At 71.0% G+C, this 18,517-nt stretch carries 17 protein-coding genes; 5 read left to right on the forward strand and 12 right to left on the reverse strand.

Annotated elements, in window-relative coordinates; all coding sequences use genetic code 11:
• Window positions 1–67: 67 nt before the first annotated feature.
• A complete protein-coding gene (gene lysS, locus DXZ73_RS20965; protein WP_116212641.1) occupies window positions 68–1,801 on the reverse strand; it encodes a lysine--tRNA ligase in 1,734 nt (577 codons plus the stop codon).
• Window positions 1,802–1,997: 196 nt separating this feature from the next.
• On the opposite strand from lysS, the gene argS reads away from it, so the two are divergent.
• Window positions 1,998–3,752: an arginine--tRNA ligase gene (argS, locus tag DXZ73_RS20970; RefSeq protein ID WP_116212642.1), complete on the forward strand. Its 1,755-nt coding sequence runs from the start codon at window positions 1,998–2,000 to the stop codon at window positions 3,750–3,752.
• 1 nt (window position 3,753) lies between these two features.
• Here the strand turns inward: argS and DXZ73_RS20975 are convergent, their stop codons facing one another.
• The 6 genes from DXZ73_RS20975 to DXZ73_RS21000 all read right to left on the reverse strand — a co-directional run bounded on the left by DXZ73_RS20975 (window position 3,754) and on the right by DXZ73_RS21000 (window position 10,196).
• Entirely contained in the window at window positions 3,754–4,206 is a 453-nt protein-coding gene (locus DXZ73_RS20975; RefSeq protein WP_116212643.1) for an ATP-binding protein, read from the reverse strand.
• A gap of 132 nt (window positions 4,207–4,338) precedes the next feature.
• Window positions 4,339–5,328 (reverse strand): porphobilinogen synthase, encoded by a 990-nt coding sequence (hemB, locus tag DXZ73_RS20980; RefSeq protein WP_116212644.1) that lies wholly within the window; start codon window positions 5,326–5,328, stop codon window positions 4,339–4,341.
• Window positions 5,325–6,983 carry a uroporphyrinogen-III synthase gene (locus DXZ73_RS20985; RefSeq protein ID WP_116212645.1) on the reverse strand — a complete coding sequence of 553 codons (1,659 nt, stop codon included), beginning with the start codon at window positions 6,981–6,983 and terminating at the stop codon, window positions 5,325–5,327. Before DXZ73_RS20985 ends, hemB begins: the two co-directional genes overlap by 4 nt.
• Entirely contained in the window at window positions 6,980–8,017 is a 1,038-nt protein-coding gene (hemC, locus tag DXZ73_RS20990) for a hydroxymethylbilane synthase (protein ID WP_116212646.1), read from the reverse strand. The genes DXZ73_RS20985 and hemC overlap by 4 nt, the downstream gene beginning before the upstream one ends.
• A complete protein-coding gene (locus tag DXZ73_RS20995) occupies window positions 8,014–9,429 on the reverse strand; it encodes a glutamyl-tRNA reductase (protein ID WP_116212647.1) in 1,416 nt (471 codons plus the stop codon). Before DXZ73_RS20995 ends, hemC begins: the two co-directional genes overlap by 4 nt.
• On the reverse strand, window positions 9,426–10,196 hold the full coding sequence (locus DXZ73_RS21000) for a redox-sensing transcriptional repressor Rex (RefSeq protein WP_116212648.1): 771 nt from the start codon (window positions 10,194–10,196) through the stop codon (window positions 9,426–9,428). Before DXZ73_RS21000 ends, DXZ73_RS20995 begins: the two co-directional genes overlap by 4 nt.
• A 340-nt stretch (window positions 10,197–10,536) precedes the next feature.
• Between DXZ73_RS21000 and DXZ73_RS21005 the strand changes: the two genes are divergently transcribed.
• The 4 genes from DXZ73_RS21005 (at window position 10,537) to DXZ73_RS21020 (ending at window position 14,594) form a co-directional block, all read left to right on the forward strand.
• Window positions 10,537–10,824 carry a glutaredoxin family protein gene (locus DXZ73_RS21005; protein WP_425315919.1) on the forward strand — a complete coding sequence of 96 codons (288 nt, stop codon included), beginning with the start codon at window positions 10,537–10,539 and terminating at the stop codon, window positions 10,822–10,824.
• Window positions 10,825–10,982: 158 nt separating this feature from the next.
• On the forward strand, window positions 10,983–11,924 hold the full coding sequence (locus tag DXZ73_RS21010; protein ID WP_116212649.1) for an HAD family hydrolase: 942 nt from the start codon (window positions 10,983–10,985) through the stop codon (window positions 11,922–11,924).
• Between the two features lie 483 nt (window positions 11,925–12,407).
• Window positions 12,408–13,193: an ECF subfamily RNA polymerase sigma factor, BldN family gene (locus DXZ73_RS21015; RefSeq protein WP_116212650.1), complete on the forward strand. Its 786-nt coding sequence runs from the start codon at window positions 12,408–12,410 to the stop codon at window positions 13,191–13,193.
• 204 nt (window positions 13,194–13,397) lie between these two features.
• The gene (locus DXZ73_RS21020; protein WP_116212651.1) at window positions 13,398–14,594 is read left to right on the forward strand and encodes a DUF5667 domain-containing protein; all 1,197 of its coding nucleotides are present in this window, start codon (window positions 13,398–13,400) and stop codon (window positions 14,592–14,594) included.
• 125 nt (window positions 14,595–14,719) lie between these two features.
• Here DXZ73_RS21020 and DXZ73_RS21025 read toward each other — a convergent pair whose 3' ends face one another.
• The 5 genes from DXZ73_RS21025 to DXZ73_RS21045 all read right to left on the reverse strand — a co-directional run bounded on the left by DXZ73_RS21025 (window position 14,720) and on the right by DXZ73_RS21045 (window position 18,369).
• A complete protein-coding gene (locus DXZ73_RS21025; RefSeq protein ID WP_116212652.1) occupies window positions 14,720–15,748 on the reverse strand; it encodes a lysophospholipid acyltransferase family protein in 1,029 nt (342 codons plus the stop codon).
• 14 nt (window positions 15,749–15,762) lie between these two features.
• The gene (locus DXZ73_RS21030; RefSeq protein WP_116212653.1) at window positions 15,763–16,809 is read right to left on the reverse strand and encodes an NAD-dependent epimerase/dehydratase family protein; all 1,047 of its coding nucleotides are present in this window, start codon (window positions 16,807–16,809) and stop codon (window positions 15,763–15,765) included.
• Between the two features lie 197 nt (window positions 16,810–17,006).
• Complete coding sequence (locus tag DXZ73_RS21035; protein ID WP_003948845.1) at window positions 17,007–17,105, reverse strand: 30S ribosomal protein bS22; 99 nt, start codon at window positions 17,103–17,105, stop codon at window positions 17,007–17,009.
• Window positions 17,106–17,215: 110 nt separating this feature from the next.
• Window positions 17,216–17,425: a helix-turn-helix domain-containing protein gene (locus DXZ73_RS21040; protein WP_031145511.1), complete on the reverse strand. Its 210-nt coding sequence runs from the start codon at window positions 17,423–17,425 to the stop codon at window positions 17,216–17,218.
• Between the two features lie 128 nt (window positions 17,426–17,553).
• Window positions 17,554–18,369, reverse strand: coding sequence for a phosphatase (locus DXZ73_RS21045; RefSeq protein WP_116215747.1), 816 nt, complete (start codon window positions 18,367–18,369; stop codon window positions 17,554–17,556).
• Window positions 18,370–18,517: the final 148 nt, after the last annotated feature.

The following is an 18,517-nucleotide window of genomic DNA, read 5'->3' on the forward strand; positions in this document are numbered from 1 at the left end:
CACACGACGACGCCGGGCCGGCCCGATCCCTCGGGCCCGCCCGGCGTCGTCGTGTTCGTACGCGGTGTTACACGGACAGCAGCTTGCGCACGCGGTCCGCGCCCACGGCCAGCAGCAGCGTGGGCAGGCGCGGGCCGGTGTCACGGCCGACCAGCAGGTGGTAGAGCAGCGCGAAGAAGGTGCGCTGGGCGACCTTCAGCTCCGGGGTGGGCTTGGCGTCGGGCTCCAGCCCGGCCTGCACCTTCGGCACGCCGTAGACGAGCGTGGTCAGCCCGTCCAGCGACCAGTGCTCGTCCAGGCCCGCCAGCAGCAGCCGCAGGGACTCGCGGCCCTGCTCGTCCAGCGAGCCGAGCAGCTCGGTGTCGGGCTCGGAGCGGACGACCGTGCGGGACTCCGCCGGGACCTGGGTGTTGATCCAGTGCTCGGCCCTGTCGAGCCGCGGCCGCGTCTCCTCCAGCGAGGTGACCGGGTTCTCCGGGTCGAGGTCGCTGAGGATGCGCAGGGTCTGCTCGTCGTGGCCGGCGGTGATGTCGACGACCGAGGCGAGCGTGCGGTAGGGCAGCGGGCGCGGGGTGCGCGGCAGCTCACCGGAGGCCGTGCGCGCGGCACGGGCGTACGCGGCGGCGTCGGCGGGCAGCACGCTGCCGTCCGCGACCTTGGCCTCCAGCTTGTCCCACTCGTCGTAGAGCCGCTGGATCTCCTGGTCGAAGGCGATCTTGAAGGACTGGTTGGGCCTGCGGCGCGCGTACAGCCAGCGCAGCAGCGGCGCCTCCATGATCTGCAGCGCGTCGCCCGGGGTGGGGACGCCGCCCTTGGAGGAGGACATCTTGGCCATGCCGCTGATGCCGACGAAGGCGTACATCGGGCCGATCGGCTGCTCGCCGCCGAAGACCTTGCGGACGATCTGGCCGCCGACGACGAAGGAGGAGCCGGGCGAGGAGTGGTCGACGCCGGAGGGCTCGAAGATCACGCCCTCGTAGGCCCAGCGCATCGGCCAGTCGACCTTCCAGACCAGCTTGCCGCGGTTGAACTCGCTCAAGCGCACGGTCTCGGAGTGGCCGCACACGCAGGTGTAGGCCAGCTCGGTGGTCTCGTCGTCGTAGGCGGTGACCGTGGTCAGGTCGCGCTCGCAGACGCCGCAGTAGGGCTTGTACGGGAAGTAGCCCGCGCCGGAGCCGCTGCCGTCGTCCTCGGCGGCCGCGCCGGAGCCCTCGGCGGCCTCCAGCTCGGCCTCGTCGACCGGCTTCTGCTGCTGCTTCGGCTTGCCGGTCGCCTTGTCCTTCGTCCGGTACTGGTCGAGGACCGCGTCGATGTCGCCGCGGTGCCTCATCGCGTGCAGGATCTGCTCGCGGTAGACACCGGAGGTGTACTGCTCGGTCTGGCTGATCGGGTCGTACTCGATGCCGAGCTCGGCGAGCGCGGCCACCATGGCGGCCTTGAAGTGCTCGGCCCAGTTCGGGTACTCCGAGCCGGCCGGGGCCGGGACCGAGGTCAGCGGCTTGCCGATGTGCCCGGCCCAGGAGTCGTCGATACCGGGGACGCCGTTCGGCACCTTGCGGTAGCGGTCGTAGTCGTCCCAGGACAGCACATGCCGGACCTCGTGGCCGCGGCGGCGGATCTCGTCGGCGACCAGGTGCGGGGTCATGACCTCGCGCAGGTTGCCCAGGTGGATCGGGCCGGAGGGGGACAGGCCGGAGGCAACGACGATCGGTTTGCCGGGGGCACGGCGCTCCGCTTCGGCAATGACCTCGTCGGCGAAACGGGAGACCCAATCGGCCTCGGTGCTCTGAGCCTGAGCCACGGCACTTCCTTCCTTACGGTCCTGGCATGACCATTGTCCCAGACGGCGGGGGCGGCTCCGGGGTTGCTCCCGGGCCGGCGGAAGGGCGGGCGGAAGGGTGGGCGTGAGGGCGGCCGAAATGGCCGCCCGGGCGGTGACGGGTGCGTGTGATACTCGGTGTACCAAAAACGCCCTCTAACGGAACGGCACCCACCCCATGGCCTCGGTCCCTTCCCTCGCTTCCTCGCTCCACCAGCGCATCGCGGACGCTCTCTCGGCAGCCCTGCCGGAGGCCGCTGCCGCCGACCCGCTGCTGCGACGGAGCGACCGGGCCGACTTCCAGGCCAACGGGATGCTGGCGCTCGCCAAGAAGCTGGGGGGCAACCCCCGCGAGCTCGCGGCGAAGGTCGTCGAGCAGCTGCCGGCCGGTGAGCTGATCAAGGACGTCGAGGTCTCGGGCCCCGGCTTCCTGAACATCACGATCACGGACGAGGCGATCCTGAAGACCCTCGCCGAGCGCGCCGCCGACGACCGCCTCGGCGTGCCGTTCGCGCAGGCCCCGGGCACCACGGTCATCGACTACGCCCAGCCGAACGTGGCCAAGGAGATGCACGTCGGCCACCTGCGCAATTCGGTGATCGGCGACGCGGTCGTGCGGATCCTGGAGTTCTCCGGCGAGAAGGTCGTGCGCCGGCACCACATCGGCGACTGGGGCACCCAGTTCGGCATGCTCATCCAGTACCTGATCGAGCACCCGCACGAGCTGGACCACGAGGGCGAGGTCTCCGGCGAGGAGGCCATGTCCTCCCTCAACCGGCTGTACAAGGCGTCGCGGGCGCTCTTCGACTCCGACGAGGAGTTCAAGGCCCGCGCCCGGCGCCGGGTGGTCGACCTGCAGGCCGGTGACGAGGAGACCCTCGCGCTGTGGCAGCGGTTCGTCGACGAGTCGAAGATCTACTTCTACTCGGTCTTCGACAAGCTCGACGTGGAGATCCGCGACGAGGACATCGTCGGCGAGTCCGGTTACAACGACATGCTCGCCGAGACCTGCCGCCTGCTGGAGGAGTCCGGTGTCGCCGTCCGTTCCGACGGCGCGCTGTGCGTCTTCTTCGACGACGTCAAGGGCCCGGACGGCAAGCCCTCCCCGCTGATCGTCCAGAAGTCCGACGGCGGCTTCGGCTACGCGGCGACCGACCTGTCCGCGATCCGCGACCGGGTGGGCAACCTCAAGGCCGACACCCTGCTGTACGTGGTGGACGCCCGTCAGTCCCTGCACTTCAAGATGGTCTTCGAGACCGCCCGCCGGGCCGGCTGGCTGCCCGAGGGCGTCAAGGCCGTCCAGCTCGGTTTCGGCACGGTGCTCGGCAAGGACGGCAAGCCGTTCAAGACCCGTGAGGGCGAGACGGTCCGCCTGATCGACCTGCTCGACGAGGCGATCGACCGCGCGACGGCCGTCGTGCGGGAGAAGGCCCAGGACCTCACCGAGGAGGAGATCGCCGAGCGCGGTGCCCAGGTCGGCATCGGCGCGGTCAAGTACGCGGACCTGTCGACGTCCGTCTCCCGCGACTACAAGTTCGACCTGGACCAGATGGTGTCCCTCAACGGCGACACCAGCGTCTACCTCCAGTACGCCTACGCCCGGATCCAGTCGATCCTGCGCAAGGCGGGCGAGGCCCGGCCGGTGGCCCACCCGGAGCTCGCGCTGGCCGCGGCCGAGCGCGCGCTGGGCATGCACCTGGACCAGTTCGGGGAGAACCTCGCCGAGGTCACGGCCTCCTACGAGCCGCACAAGCTGGCCGGGTACCTCTACCAGCTGGCCTCGCTCTACACGACGTTCTACGCCGAGTGCCCGGTCCTCAAGGCCGACACCCCGCAGCACGTCGAGAACCGCCTCTTCCTGTGCGACCTGACGGCCCGCACGCTGCATCAGGGCATGGGCCTGCTGGGCATCCGGACGCCCGAGCAGCTGTAGTTCACGGGCTCACCGGGGGCGGGGCCACGCGTCCCGCCCCCAGTTCGAACCAGATCAGCTTGCCGACGAGCCCCTGCGGCTGGTTCCGCAGCGCGAACCCTCCCCAGCTGTCGGCGCACCGCATCACCAGCCCCAGCCCGCGCCCCTGTTCCGCCTCGTCGTCGGGGAGCGCGACCCTGCTCAGCCCGGGGAGCTTGGGGTTGGTGTCCCACACGGTCACCCGGACCCGCTCCCCCTCCCGCCGCACGCGCACGGACGCGGGGCCGTCCGAGTGCCGGTAGGAGTTGGTGACCAGCTCCGACGTCAACAGCTCGGCGGTGTCCGCCAGTTCGGCGAAGCCGTGCTCCTGGAAGATCGTGCGCAGGGTGCGCCGCGCGATGCAGGGCGCCATCGGGTCGGAGGGGACCTGGAGGGTGTACTCCCAGTCGTCGGCGAGTTCCGGGTCGTTGCTCATCTACGCCTCCGAGTGGTGAGCGATATGGGCTACAACGTAGAGCTCTGAGGCGAATGGTCGCCACCTGGCGGGAACGCCGATGGCGGCCTCCCCGCCGGGGAAGCCGCCATCGGTCCGTACAGCCGTACCCGCTCAGAGCTGCCGTGCGACCTCCGTCGCCCAGTAGGTGAGGATCATGTTCGCGCCCGCCCGCTTGATGCCGGTGAGCGTCTCCATGATGGCCCGGTCGCGGTCGATCCAGCCGTTGGCCGCGGCCGCCTCGACCATCGCGTACTCGCCGCTGATCTGGTACGCGGCCACCGGCACGTCCACCGACTCCGCGACCTTGGCGAGGATGTCGAGGTAGGGCAGGGCCGGCTTGACCATGACCATGTCGGCGCCCTCGGCGAGGTCGAGCTCCAGCTCGCGCAGGGACTCCCGGGCGTTGGCGGGGTCCTGCTGGTACGTCTTGCGGTCGCCCTGCAGCGAGGAGCCGACGGCCTCGCGGAAGGGGCCGTAGAACGCGGAGGCGTACTTCGCGGTGTAGGCGAGGATCGAGACGTCCTCGTGGCCGGTCTGGTCCAGGGCGTCGCGGACGACGCCGACCTGGCCGTCCATCATGCCGCTCGGGCCCACCACGTGGACGCCCGCGTCGGCCTGGACCTGTGCCATCTCGGCGTAGCGCTCCAGCGTCGCGTCGTTGTCCACCCGGCCCGCGGAGTCCAGGACCCCGCAGTGGCCGTGGTCGGTGTACTCGTCCAGGCACAGGTCGGACATGATGACGAGGTCGTCGCCGACCTCGGCCTTCACGTCCCGGATGGCGACCTGGAGGATGCCGTCGGGGTCGGTCCCGGCGGTGCCCGCCGCGTCCTTCTTGGCGTCCTCGGGCACGCCGAAGAGCATGATCCCGGAGACTCCCGCCTGAAGCGCCTCGACGGCCGCCCGGCGCAGCGTGTCACGGCTGTGCTGGACGACGCCCGGCATGGCCGAGATCGGCACCGGCTCGCTGACGCCCTCCCGCACGAAGGCGGGCAGGATCAGGTCGGCCGGGTGCAGCCGGTGCTCGGCGACCATGCGGCGCATCGCCGGGGTCGTCCGCAGCCGCCGGGGACGGGCCCCGGGGAAGGTTCCGTACGTGCTCAACTGCGTGCCCTTCTACGCGATCCGGGCCGTCGCTCGCTCGGGCGCGTGACCGGGTCGCCGGCCTCCAGGGCGGCATCGCGCCGCGCCGCGCCGAAGTCCGCGAGCGCCTCGGCGAGCTTGTGCACCGAGGGCTCGGGCGACAGCACGTCCACCCGCAGGCCGTGCTCCTCCGCGGTCTTCGCGGTGGCCGGGCCGATGCAGGCGATGACGGTGACGTTGTGCGGCTTGCCGGCGATGCCGACGAGGTTGCGCACGGTGGACGACGAGGTGAAGAGCACGGCGTCGAAGCCGCCGCCCTTGATCGCCTCACGGGTCTCGGCCGGCGGCGGGGAGGCCCGCACGGTCCGGTAGGCCGTGACGTCGTCGACCTCCCAGCCCAGCTCGATCAGCCCCGCCACCAGGGTCTCGGTGGCGATGTCGGCGCGCGGCAGGAAGACGCGGTCGATCGGGTCGAAGACCGGGTCGTAGGGCGGCCAGTCCTCCAGCAGCCCGGCGGCCGACTGCTCGCCGCTCGGCACGAGGTCGGGCTTCACACCGAACTCGACGAGGGACTTCGCGGTCTGCTCGCCGACGGCCGCGACCTTGATGCCCGCGAAGGCACGCGCGTCGAGCCCGTACTCCTCGAACTTCTCGCGGACCGCCTTGACCGCGTTCACCGAGGTGAAGGCGATCCACTCGTAGCGGCCGGTGACCAGGCCCTTGACCGCGCGCTCCATCTGCTGCGGGGTGCGCGGCGGCTCGACCGCGATGGTCGGGACCTCGCTGGGCACGGCGCCGTACGACCGGAGCTGGTCGGAGAGCGACGCGGCCTGCTCCTTGGTGCGCGGGACGAGCACGTTCCAGCCGAAGAGCGGCTTGGACTCGAACCACGAGAGCTGGTCGCGCTGCGCGGCCGCGCTGCGCTCGCCGACCACGGCTATCACCGGCTGGCCGCCATCCGGGGACGGCAGCACCTTCGCGGCCTTGAGCACCTGGGCGATCGTGCCGAGGGTGGCGGTCCAGGTGCGCTGGCGCGTGGTCGTGCCCGCGACCGTGACGGTCAGCGGGGTGTCGGGCCTGCGCCCGGCGGAGACCAGCTCGCCGGCCGCGGCCACCACCGAGTCGAGGGTGGTGGAGACGACCGCGGTGACCTCGCTCGCGCCGACCTCGGACCAGCAGGTGGCCGAGGCCGTACGGGCGTCCACGAAGCGCACGTCGGCGCCCTTGCCGTCGCGCAGCGGCACTCCGGCGTAGGCGGGCACGCCCACGGCCGTCGCGACGCCCGGCACCACCTCGAAGGTGATGCCCTCGGTGGCGCAGGCCAGCATCTCGTCACCGGCGTTGCCGTCGAGGCCGGGGTCGCCGAGGACGGCACGGACGACCCGCTTGCCGCCGCGCGCGGCCGTCATGACAAGATTGGCGGTGTCCCGAAGGACAGGTACTTCCGGGGTGCCGACGGTTTTTGATGACTCGTCAGTAACCGTCTGGGCAGGCATGTCCACATGGGCGCGCGCGTGCGCGCGCACCACATCGAGCACCTGCGGATCGGCAATCAGGACGTCCGCGGCCGCCAGTGCCTCCACGGCGCGCAGCGTCAGCAGTCCCGGGTCTCCGGGGCCGGCACCGAGGAAGGTGACGTGCCCGTGCACGGGGTGGTTCGGGGCGGTGGGGTTCAAAGTGCTCGCTCCCCCATAAGACCGGCCGCACCCTTGTCGAGCATCGCTGCGGCCAGCTCGCGGCCCAGGGCCACGGCTTCCTCGCTGGACGCCGGCACGGGACCGGTGATGGACAGCTGCACCAGCGTCTTGCCGTCGGTCGAGCCGACGACGCCGCGCAGGCGCATTTCGGTGACAACCTGCTCGGCGGCATTGGGGTATCCCCTGCTCGAGCGAAGTCGAGAGCTCGGGGAAAGGTCGGCCAGCGCACCCACAGGTGCGGAGCAGCCGGCCTCCAGGGCGGCGAGCAGGGAACGCTCGGCGGTCACGGCGACCCGGGTGTACGGGTCGTCGAGCTCGGCGAGCGCGGCGGCGAGCGGTGCGTTGGTCACGGCGCACTCGATCGCCAGGGCCCCCTGACCGGGGGCGGGCAAAACGGTGTCGGGCTCCAGGTACTGGGAGATCTCCGCGGAGCGGCCCAGCCGGGAGATCCCGGCGGCGGCCAGCACCACGGCGTCCAGCTCGCCGTCGGCGACGAAGGCGATCCGGGTGTCGATGTTCCCGCGGATGGGCACCGTCTCGATCTCCCGGCCGTGCGCGCGGGCCCAGGCGTTGAGCTGGGCCATGCGGCGCGGCGAGCCGGTGCCGATCCGGGCTCCGGCCGGCAGGGTCTCGAAGGTCAGGCCGTCCCGCGCGATCAGCACGTCCCGCGGGTCCTCGCGGACCGGGATCGCCGCCAGCACCAGGTCCTCGGGCTGGGCCGTCGGCAGGTCCTTGAGGGAGTGCACGGCGAGGTCGATCTCCCCCGCGAGCAGCGCGTCGCGCAGCGCGGAGACGAAGACGCCGGTCCCGCCGATCTGCGCGAGCGACTCCCGCGAGACATCGCCGTACGTGGTGATCTCGACCAGCTCGACCGGGCGGCCGGTCAGCTGCCGCACGGCCTCCGCCACCTGCCCGGACTGGGCCATGGCGAGCTTGCTGCGACGGGTGCCGAGACGCAGCGGGCGCTGCTGTTCCGCGGTCACCCCGTCCGCCGTCGAAGGGGTGTCGTTCATGCCGGCTCCCGTGCAGTGTTGTGCGTACCGGCCCGTGAATCGGCCCGGCTCACGGCGGCGACCGCCTGCGGATCGAGGTCGAAGAGCTCCCGCAGCGCGTCGGCGTAACCGGCGCCGCCGGGGGTGGAGGCAAGCTCCTTGACGCGCACGGTGGGCGCGTGGAGCAGCTTGTCGACGACCCGGCGCACGGTCTGGGTGATCTCCGCGCGCTGCTTGTCGTCGAGGTCGGGCAGCCGGCCGTCGAGCCGGGCGATCTCGCTCGCGACGACGTCCGCCGCCATGGTGCGCAGCGCGACCACGGTGGGCGTGATGTGCGCGGCCCGCTGCGCGGCGCCGAAGGCGGCGACCTCGTCGGAGACGATGGCGCGCACCCGGTCGACGTCGGCGGCCATAGGGGCGTCGGCGGACGCCTCGGCCAGCGACTCGATGTCGACGAGCCGTACGCCGTCCAGGCGGTGGGCGGCGGCGTCGATGTCGCGCGGCATGGCGAGGTCGAGGAGGGCGAGCACCGTGCCGGCCGCGTCCGCGCAGGCGGGATCGACCGCGCAGAGAGCGTCCTCGCGGGACGCCAGCGCGGCCTGGACGGTCTCGACCGTCAGGACCACGCCCATGGCGCCCGTGCAGCTCACCACGATGTCCGCGAGCGCCAGTTCGCCGGGCACGGCGGCCATCTCCACGGCCGAGGCCGTGAAGCCGTCGGCGACGCCGGCGGCACCGGGCTCGGTGAGGATCTGCGCCAGGCGGCGGGCCCGCTCCACCGTGCGGTTGGCGATCGCCACGTGCGCGACGCCCGCACGGGCGAGGGTCGCCGCCGCGAGGGAGGACATCGAACCGGCGCCGATGACGAGGGCGCGCTTGCCCACCGCCCACTCGGCCACGACCGCGCCGGCGGCGAGCCGCTCCAGGCCGAAGGTGACCAGGGACTGCCCGGCCTTGTCGATGCCCGTCTCGCTGTGGGCGCGCTTGCCGACCCGAAGGGCCTGCTGGAAGAGGTCGTTGAGGAGCCGCCCGGCCGTGTGCTGCTCCTGGCCGAGCGCGAGCGCGTCCTTGATCTGGCCGAGGATCTGGCCCTCGCCGACGACCATCGAGTCCAGCCCGCACGCCACCGAGAAGAGGTGGTGGACGGCCCGGTCCTCGTAGTGCACGTACAGATACGGGGTCAGCTCGTCCAGGCCGACGCCCGTGTGCCGGGCGAGCAGCGTGGACAGCTCGGCCACACCGGCGTGGAACTTGTCCACGTCGGCGTACAGCTCGATGCGGTTGCACGTGGCGAGCACGGCCGCCTCCGTGGCGGGCTCCGCCGCGAGGGTGTCGTGCAGGAGCTTCGCCTGCGCCTCGCGCGCGAGGGCGGCCCGCTCCAGCACGCTGACCGGCGCGCTGCGGTGGCTCAGACCGACGACAAGAAGGCTCATGCCGGCATCACGGCGGGGACATCCCCGTCCGGGCCCTTCCGGTTCTCCGACGCCGCGCGCACCGCCGCGCCCGAGCGGGGCGGCACGGGGGACGGCGCGTTCTCCTCGCCCGCCTTGCGCTGCTCGTGGAAGGCCAGGATCTGGAGTTCGATCGACAGGTCGACCTTGCGGACGTCGACGCCCTCCGGCACGGACAGGACCGTGGGCGCGAAGTTGAGGATCGAGGTGACCCCGGCGGCGACGAGCCGGTCGCACACCTGCTGGGCTGCGCCGGCGGGGGTCGCGATGACGCCGATGGACACGCCGTTGTCGCTGATGATCGATTCGAGCTCGTCGGTGTGGCGCACGGGCAGCCCGGCCACCGGCTTGCCGGCCATCGCCGGGTCGGCGTCGATCAGCGCGGCGACGCGGAAGCCGCGCGAGGCGAAGCCGCCGTAGTTGGCGAGCGCGGCACCGAGGTTTCCGATGCCGACGATGACGACCGGCCAGTCCTGGGTCAGGCCGAGCTCACGGGAGATCTGGTAGACGAGGTACTCGACGTCGTAGCCGACACCGCGGGTGCCGTACGAGCCGAGGTAGCTGAAGTCCTTGCGCAGCTTGGCGGAGTTGACGCCCGCCGCGGTCGCGAGTTCCTCGGAGGAGACCGTGGGCACCGAGCGCTCGGAAAGCGCGGTCAGTGCACGCAGATACAGCGGTAGCCGGGCGACGGTGGCCTCGGGAATCCCTCGGCTTCGGGTCGCCGGTCGGTGAGTTCGGCCAGTTGCCACGGTGCTCCTGCGGGTAGAGCGGGGCTGCGGGCGGCGCCTCGTCCCAGGACCGCCCCGTCCCCCGCAGGCTATGCCTTTGTGAACGCGTGCACAAAGATGGTGTCCGCTTTGTCCGGGCAAAGTGACCGGCGTCACGCGGTGTTTCGCCCCGATCCGGGAACCATCGGCCGCCCCACGGCGACCGCCACGGGAACCACACCGGCACCAGGGGTACACCGACGGCGACACGCGCCCTCACTCCTCATCGCCATACCCCCGGACACCAACAAATCGCCACATGATGGTAGTCGACCCAGGCACCCAAATCGGTCCGGACGAGACCCCTGCCGCACCGGGCACAATGGCCTCCATGAGCCCGCTGCTGCGCCGTAGCGCCCGCAAGAACCCCGCCGACAGCACGGTGACGCTGGTCGGCAAGCCCGGCTGCCACCTGTGCGACGCGGCCGAGGCGGTCATCGTCGAGGTCTGCGCCGAACTGGGCGCCCGCTGGGAGAAGAAGGACATCACCCAGGACGAGGAGCTCCACCGCAAGTACTGGGAACAGATCCCGGTGATCCTGGTGGACGGCGCCCAGCACGACTTCTGGCGAGTGGACCCGGCGCGGCTGCGGAAGGCACTGGGCGGCTGAGGGGGACCTCTCAGCCCGTCCGGCGTTTGAGGACGCGCCCGCTGGGGGCACCTCCCAGCGGTAGCTGGGGGAGCTCCCGCTGCAGGCGGCAGGACAACCCGCACCCAGAGCCGCGCACCCGGAAGCGTTACCCCGAACAAACTGGCTATGCTCCCCGCATGGCCGCACTGGGATGGATCACTCCCCGCAAGCGCTCCGCCACCGCACGCAGCGTGCTGGCAGGCGAGGCCGCGGCGGAGGCAGCCCGTAAAACCGCTCTGGAGAACGCCGAGAGCGCGGAGACCACAGAGGGCGCGGAATCCGCGGAGCCGGATTTCCCCGTCGTCGGCGATGTGAAGGCCGCCGCCTTCTTCGACCTCGACAACACCGTGATGCAGGGCGCGTCCCTCTTCCACTTCGGCCGCGGCCTCTACAAGCGCCACTTCTTCCACAAGCGCGACCTGGCCCGCTTCGTCTGGCAGCAGATCTACTTCCGCGTCGTCGGCTCGGAGAACCCCGAGCACGTCGAGGACGCCCGCAACAGCGCCCTGTCCATCGTCAAGGGCCACCGCGTCTCCGAGCTGATGTCCATCGGCGAGGAGATCTACGACGAGTACATGGCGGAGCGCATCTGGCCGGGCACCCGCGCGCTCGCCCAGGCCCACCTCGACGCGGGCCAGAAGGTCTGGCTGGTCACGGCCGCGCCCATCGAGGCCGCCACGATCATCGCCCGCCGCCTGGGCCTGACCGGCGCGCTCGGCACGGTCGCCGAGTCGATCGGCGGCGTCTACACGGGCAAGCTGGTCGGCGAGCCGCTGCACGGCCCCGCGAAGGCCGAGGCCGTACGGGCGCTGGCCGCGGCCGAGGGGCTCGACCTGGCCCGCTGCGCGGCGTACAGCGACTCGGCCAACGACATCCCGATGCTGTCGATCGTCGGCCACCCCTACGCCGTCAACCCGGACAGCCGCCTGCGCAAGCTCGCCCGCGAGCGCGGCTGGCGCCTGCGCGACTACCGTACGGGCCGCAAGGCGGCCAAGGTCGGCATCCCGGCGGCCGCCGGGGTGGGCGCCCTGGCGGGCGGCGCGGCCGCGGCGATCGCCCTGCACCGCCGCCGGCGCTGACGTAGAGCCCGGCGCCAACTGCCGCCACCGGCACGGGCCGCGGCCGACGGCGCCCGGGGCCGGGCACCGGCCGCCGGGAGCGCCGGCGCGGCCGCGTCAACACCCGGCGCGTGTATCCCGCCACCGGCGTACGGGCGGTTCCGACGCGCCCGCAACAGCGCGTAACCGTTCGTCACCCTCAGGCAATCCTGTCGTCATACCCTCACACAGCCCCCGCCAGTCCTTCCGCACCCGGATTGCCACAACACGCTGCCCATTCGGCCACACCATTACCGAATTCGGTCAACTTCCTTTCATGGTTCGATATTTGATCGATCCCGAAGTGGCAAGAGATCGAACGGAAACGGTGATTTGAGCAACTCGGTGTAGCGCTGCCTGTACGAAGCGTTATTCTCCTCAGACGCAAACCGGTACCCCCTTGTCCCTACGACGAGTGAACGGTTCCGTACTGCACGTGATGGAAGCTCTGCCTCTGGGAGTCCCGTGTACCCACACGTCGGGGTTGACGCCTCGGGCCTGGCTACGCTGCGCGCAACGGTCCTCGACCGTCTGCGCGGCTTCGTCCCCACCGCGTACGCCGTCCCCGCCTTCGCCACACCCGTCCCCGCCGGCCCCTGCTACGCCCTCGCCGAGGGCAGCGCGGCGGCGGTGGGCAGACGCGCCCGCCGCGGCGCCGGCGCCGGTACGTCCACCACCACCCGCCGCCCCAGCGCCGACAGCGACAGCGCCCGGATGCTCGACCTGGTCGAGCGCGCCCAGGCCGGCGAGGCCGAGGCCTTCGGCCGGCTCTACGACCAGTACGCCGATACGGTCTACCGCTATATCTACTACCGGGTGGGCGGCCGGGCCACGGCCGAGGACCTCACCAGCGAGACGTTCCTGCGCGCCCTGCGCCGGATCGGCACCTTCACCTGGCAGGGCCGCGACTTCGGCGCCTGGCTGGTGACCATCGCCCGCAATCTGGTGGCCGACCACTTCAAGTCGTCGCGGTTCCGGCTGGAGGTGACCACCGGCGAGATGCTCGACGCCAACGAGGTCGAGCGCAGCCCCGAGGACTCCGTCCTCGAATCCCTCTCCAACGCCGCCCTTCTGGAGGCGGTCCGCAAGCTCAACCCCCAGCAGCAGGAGTGCGTCACACTCCGCTTCCTCCAGGGCCTCTCGGTCGCCGAGACCGCCCGCGTCATGGGCAAGAACGAGGGCGCCATCAAGACGCTCCAGTACCGCGCGGTCCGCACCCTGGCCCGACTCCTCCCGGACGACGCGCGCTAACTCTGTGCGCCTGTTCACTCACCAGCGGTCACATCGTCGAGGGCGCGTAACCCGGCCGCCGCGCCAGTCGTTGTGCGGGATGCAGACTCCCTGCGGTCACGTCATGCCCGTATCCCCTCACTCGATCGAGTGGATGCGTCCAAGGCGTGCAACCCTCCCGGTCTTGAGGGGAGTCGACCGTCATGACGAGAGGAGGTGCCGCCTGTGATCGCGAACGTTTCGGCGCACCGGCGGGCGAACGCCTTCGCCCATGCCCTGGAGGACCAGGAACTCCAGGGCGCGGCGGCCACACAGCCCGGCCCATCGGCGGACGACGCCGAGCGGGGGAAGCTGCTGGCCCTGGCGAGCGAGCTCGGCGGCCTGCCCGCACCCGAGCTCGACCCCGAGATCAAAACCGTGCAGCGGGCGCAGCTGATCGCCGCCATGGAGAGCCAGTTCGCTTCAGGATCCGCCGCCGCCGTCCCCGAGCCGCGCGGCAGCAGGACCCGAGGGCGGGGCGCGCACCGCGCGCTGAGCCGGCTGAAGCCCCGGTCCCGCTGGTCCAAGGGGCTCGCCGCGGGCGGGCTGACCGTGGGTGTGGCAGCGGGCGCCTTCGGCGGTGTCGCGGCGGCGAGTTCCAACGCCCTCCCGGGCGACTCGCTGTACGGCCTGAAGCGCGGCATGGAGGACATCAGGCTCGGCATGGCCGACGGTGATTCCGCCCGCGGGGGCCTCTTCCTGGACCAGGCGTCGACCCGGCTCCACGAGGCGCGCCGGCTGATGGAGCGCGGCCGTTCGGGCCCGCTCGACACCGAGGCCCTCAGCGAGATCCGCAAGACGCTCTTCGGCATGCGCCACGACGTCTCCGAGGGCCACCGGCTGCTCCACGCGGCTTACAAGCGCGACGGCTCCCTCGGCCCGATGGAGCGGCTCGACTCCTTCGCCTCGCTGCACCGCGAGGGCTGGAGCCAGCTGCGGGAGAAGCTCCCCGCCCAACTGGCCGATGTCAGCAACCAGGTCAGCTCGGTCTTCGCGGCCATAGACGATGAAGTCGGCCCGCTGCGCTCCCTGCTGCCCCCTCCCACGGGCAAGCACGCGGCGCCCAGGGCCGGCACCCCCCGGCACGGCACCGGCGGCGGGGCGAGCAGTCGGCCCGCGACGCCGCCGTCCGCGGCCTCGACCACCGACGGCAAGCGCAGCGGCGGCGGTCAGCAGCGCTCGGCGGACCCCGGCACCCACCAGGAGCACGAGGGGCTCCTCGGGGGCACGGGCCTGCTCCAGCCCCCGCAGACCCCCGGCGCCTCCGGCCCGGCCCACAGCGGCAAGGACAGCAAGGCGACCAAGCAGCCGGACATCACCATCCCGCCGCTCCTCCCGGACATCCTCCCGGGCCTCGGAATCCGCAGCGAAACGGAGAAATAAGGCGAAAGCCCCCGGCGGTCGGTGTTCTTCACCTCGGACCGAGCTCGCACATCGAGGAGCTCGGGAGAACACCGGCCGCCGTCGTTCCCGGAGCGACCGGCGGAACGCGTCAGAAAAACACGAGCTCAGAAAAACACCGAACGGCGTTGGACGAGCTGTTTGTACAACGTGTGCTGAATCGTTTCTCGTACTTGATCGGTCAGGTTGAACATCAGCATCGGGTCGTCCGCGGCCTCCGGCGAATAGCCGTCCGTCGGGATCGGCTCGCCGAACTGGATCGTCCACTTCGTCGGCAGCGGCACCAGGCCCAGCGGCCCCAGCCAGGGGAAGGTGGGCGTCAGCGGGAAGTACGGGATGCCCAGCAGCCGCGCCATCGTCCTGGAGTTGCCGACCATCGGGAAGATCTCCTCGGCGCCCACGATCGAGCAGGGCACGATCGGCGCCCCGGCACGCAGTGCCGTGGAGACGAAGCCGCCCCGGCCGAAGCGCTGGAGCTTGTAGCGCTCGGAGAAGGGCTTCCCGATCCCCTTGAACCCCTCCGGCATCACCCCGACCACCTCGCCCCGCTCCAGCAGCTTCTCCGCGTCCTCCACGCAGGCGAGCGTGTGCCCGAGCTTCCGGGAGATCTCGTTGATGACCGGCAGGGCGAAGACCAGGTCGGCGGCGAGCATCCGGATGTGCCGCCCGGCCGGGTGGTGGTCGTGCAGCGCGACCTGGAGCATCAGCCCGTCGACCGGCAGGGTGCCGGAGTGGTTGGCGACGACCAGGGCCGCGCCCTTGTCGGGGATGTTCTCCAGCCCCTTCACCTCCACCCGGAAGTACTTCTCGTAGAACGGGCGGAGCGCGGACATCACCACCTGGTCCGCGAGCTCCTCGTCGTAGCCGAAGTCGTCGACCTCGTACTCGCCGGTGATGCGCCGCCGCAGGAAGTTCAGCCCGTGGGCCAGCCTGCGGTCCCAGCCGTCGCCCTGCTCCCGCGCGGCCTCCGCCTCCGCCGCCGGGTCCTCCTCGGGGACGGCCGGGTCCTCCTCGCGCTGCTGCGGTACGGGCGCGAGCGACGACTGCGTCCGGTTCGTACGGGGACGGCCCACCCGCTTGCCCTTCCGCTTGGACCGCGGTTCCTCGCCGAACGGGATGACCTTCGCGTCCGCCATGGTGGGTGCGCTCCTCAGTTCTGGCCGTGGCCGGCAGGCAGGGCCGCGGCGATCCGGTCGACGGTACGGGCGAGGGTGTCAGGCGGCAGCAGCCCGGGGCCGCGGCTGCTCGCGTAGTCCGCGAAGGCCCCGGCGGTCGTGTAGCGGGGTTCGAAACCCAGTCTCTCGCGCATCTCGGTGGTGCCGACGACGCGCCCATGGGTGAGCAGCCGGATCTGTTCGGGGGAGAAGTCCGTCACGCCGACCGAGCGCAGCGCGGAGCCGACCCAGGTGACGGTCGGCAGGAAGAAGGGGAGGGTGGGGCGCCCGAGGCGCCTGGCGGCCTGGGACAGCAGCAGCACGCCGTCACCCGCGATGTTGAAGGTGCCGCTGTTGAAGGTGGACCGGCGGGGCTCCCCCGCGGCGATCAGCAGCACCTCGATCACGTCCTTCTCGTGGACGAACTGAAGCCTGGGGTCGAAGCCGAGGACGGTCGGCAGGACGGGCAGGGAGAAGTACTCCGCGAGCGGCGAATCGGCCTGGGGCCCGAGGATGTTGGCGAAGCGCAGGACGCACACGGCCACATCGGGGCGGCGGCGGGCGAAGGCCCGGACGTACCCCTCGACCTCGACGACGTCCTTGGCGAAGCCACCGCTCGGCAGGGACTTGGGCGGGGTGGTCTCGGTGAAGATCGCGGGGTCGCGTGGCGCGGAACCGTAGACATTCGTGCTGGACTTGACCACGAGCCGCTTCACGGAGGGCGTCTTCTGGCAGGCACCGAGCAGCTGCATGGTGCCGATGACGTTGGTCTCCTTGACCGTGGCCCGGCTGCCGCGCTTGCCCAGAGGGGTGCCGTTCACATCCATGTGGACGACGGTGTCGACGCCCTGTTCGGCCAGAACCTTGGCGATCGCGGGATGGCGGATGTCCGCCCGTACGAAATCGGCCCCACCGAGACCGCGCTCGGGGGTCACCGCGTCCACCCCGATGACACGGTCCACATCGGGCTCGCGCAGGATGCGGCGGACGAACCGGCCCCCCAGCTGCCGTGCGACTCCGGTGACGAGCACGACCTTGCCCAAGATCAGCGCCTTCCTTCCCGCCCCTTGCCAGTGGTGCTGTCGCGGCCACCGTAGCGGGTCGTTGTTGCGCTGTGATGACCAGCCGATGCGCGGAGCTACATTTCAAGCCGTAGCGAAAGATTTACTCACCGCAACGCACCGCAGCCCTCCCACCGCTGAGCGGTGGAAGGGCTGCGGGACGAGCACAGCGGCGCTGCTTACTTCTTGTTGCGACGCTGAACACGCGTGCGCTTGAGAAGCTTGCGGTGCTTCTTCTTGGCCATCCGCTTGCGCCGCTTCTTGATAACAGAGCCCACGACTACCCTCGCTTACATCGATTCACTCGGTGCGGGGCGTCCGAGCCCACACGACCTACATCGGGCCAGCCTACCCGGCACCGGGCGAACAACGTAATCCGAGGTCCCCGTCAGGCTGTTTCCACCCCCACGTAGGACTCTCGGAGGTACTCGTGCACCGCTTGCTCTGGGACCCGGAACGACCTTCCCACCCGGATCGCCGGCAGATGACCGCTGTGCACCAAGCGGTACACGGTCATCTTGGACACTCGCATCACCGAGGCGACTTCCGCCACGGTCAGGAACACGACCTCGTTGAGAGGCCTCTCGCCAGCAGCCATGACACACCTGAACCTTCCGCACATGACGCGCACCGGCTTCCCCTCCGGTGACTCCTCGTCGCTGCGCGCTCACTCCCCAGGTTAGGGGCGGGTGATGCGAGTGGGGAAGAGGAGCAGCCATCGGCCGCCTACTGTGACAGACACGCTCGATTGAGTACATAGCGAGTAAGCGGTCGGTAGTAATCAGACCGCACAGTGTCATCAAGCGGAACGACGACGGACACCCGCCCCTCGGCCTCTCCGACGAATGGCGCGGGGTCGTCCGAGTCCGCCAGGCCGATGGCCTCAATGCCCAGCTGACCTGCCCCGCAGACCCAGCCGTGGTCCCCGACGACCAGGGCAGGCAGCGGTTCTCCTGCGTCCATCGCCGAGGCCAGCGCCAGCCGAAGCGGGAGCGGGGAATGCGTATGTGCGCCCGGCTCACTTGCGCCCCTCCGTGCGCCGGGTTCACGCACCATCGCGACTCCTCGAACGTAGTCAAGGTTGTAAGTGCGTACCCCGAACCGGGTCGTTATGTCGACACTTCGACCCTGCGCCGGGGTGAGAACACTGCACCCAGCCGCCGAGAGCGCCGCGGCCAACCCGGCGTAGAAGCCCAGGAGTCGATGGGGGTGACCGGTGCCGAACAGCACCGGAGCGCCGGCCGCGGCCACGGTCGCGAGCCGGTCGGCGAAGGCATCGAGTGCCGCGATCGTACGGTCGGGGTCGATCACGTCCTGTCCTGACGCGTGATCAGGATCGGCCGAAACTCCACACCTTCGACCCATCAGTTGTAACAAGTCCCCCAAAGGCCAGTCGCGTTCGGGCTCAAGGCCGATCAGTGCCCGCGGGTCCCGGGCCACGAACATCCGATACCGGCCCAGACTCCGCTCCCGCGTCGTGGCCACGGTCCCGGCCAGCCGGGCGGCCAGCAAATGCGCACGCAAGGTACGAGCACTCAACACACCCCGATGCTGCCGCACCCCGGAGGACACCGCGCCCTTTCGGCACGGGATCCCACGCTTGGCGTAACGGGCGGTGCTCATGGCCCGGGTACGCGAAATCCAGCCCGTGGGGGCACCTCCCAGCGGTAGCTGGGGGAGCTCCCGCCGC

This window comes from Streptoverticillium olivoreticuli subsp. olivoreticuli, from assembly GCF_003391135.1.
Taxonomy (GTDB): Bacteria; Actinomycetota; Actinomycetes; order Streptomycetales; family Streptomycetaceae; genus Streptomyces; species Streptomyces blastmyceticus.

Coding starts and splice junctions, on each gene's coding strand:
- argS (WP_116212642.1), top strand. CDS start 1,998: ATGGCCTCGGTCCCTTCCCTCGCTTCCTCGCTCCACCAGCGCATCGCG.
- DXZ73_RS20975 (WP_116212643.1), bottom strand. CDS start 4,206: ATGAGCAACGACCCGGAACTCGCCGACGACTGGGAGTACACCCTCCAG.
- hemC (WP_116212646.1), bottom strand. CDS start 8,017: ATGAACGACACCCCTTCGACGGCGGACGGGGTGACCGCGGAACAGCAG.
- DXZ73_RS20995 (WP_116212647.1), bottom strand. CDS start 9,429: ATGAGCCTTCTTGTCGTCGGTCTGAGCCACCGCAGCGCGCCGGTCAGC.
- DXZ73_RS21005 (WP_425315919.1), top strand. CDS start 10,537: ATGGCCTCCATGAGCCCGCTGCTGCGCCGTAGCGCCCGCAAGAACCCC.
- DXZ73_RS21010 (WP_116212649.1), top strand. CDS start 10,983: ATGGCCGCACTGGGATGGATCACTCCCCGCAAGCGCTCCGCCACCGCA.
- DXZ73_RS21025 (WP_116212652.1), bottom strand. CDS start 15,748: ATGGCGGACGCGAAGGTCATCCCGTTCGGCGAGGAACCGCGGTCCAAG.
- DXZ73_RS21040 (WP_031145511.1), bottom strand. CDS start 17,425: ATGGCTGCTGGCGAGAGGCCTCTCAACGAGGTCGTGTTCCTGACCGTG.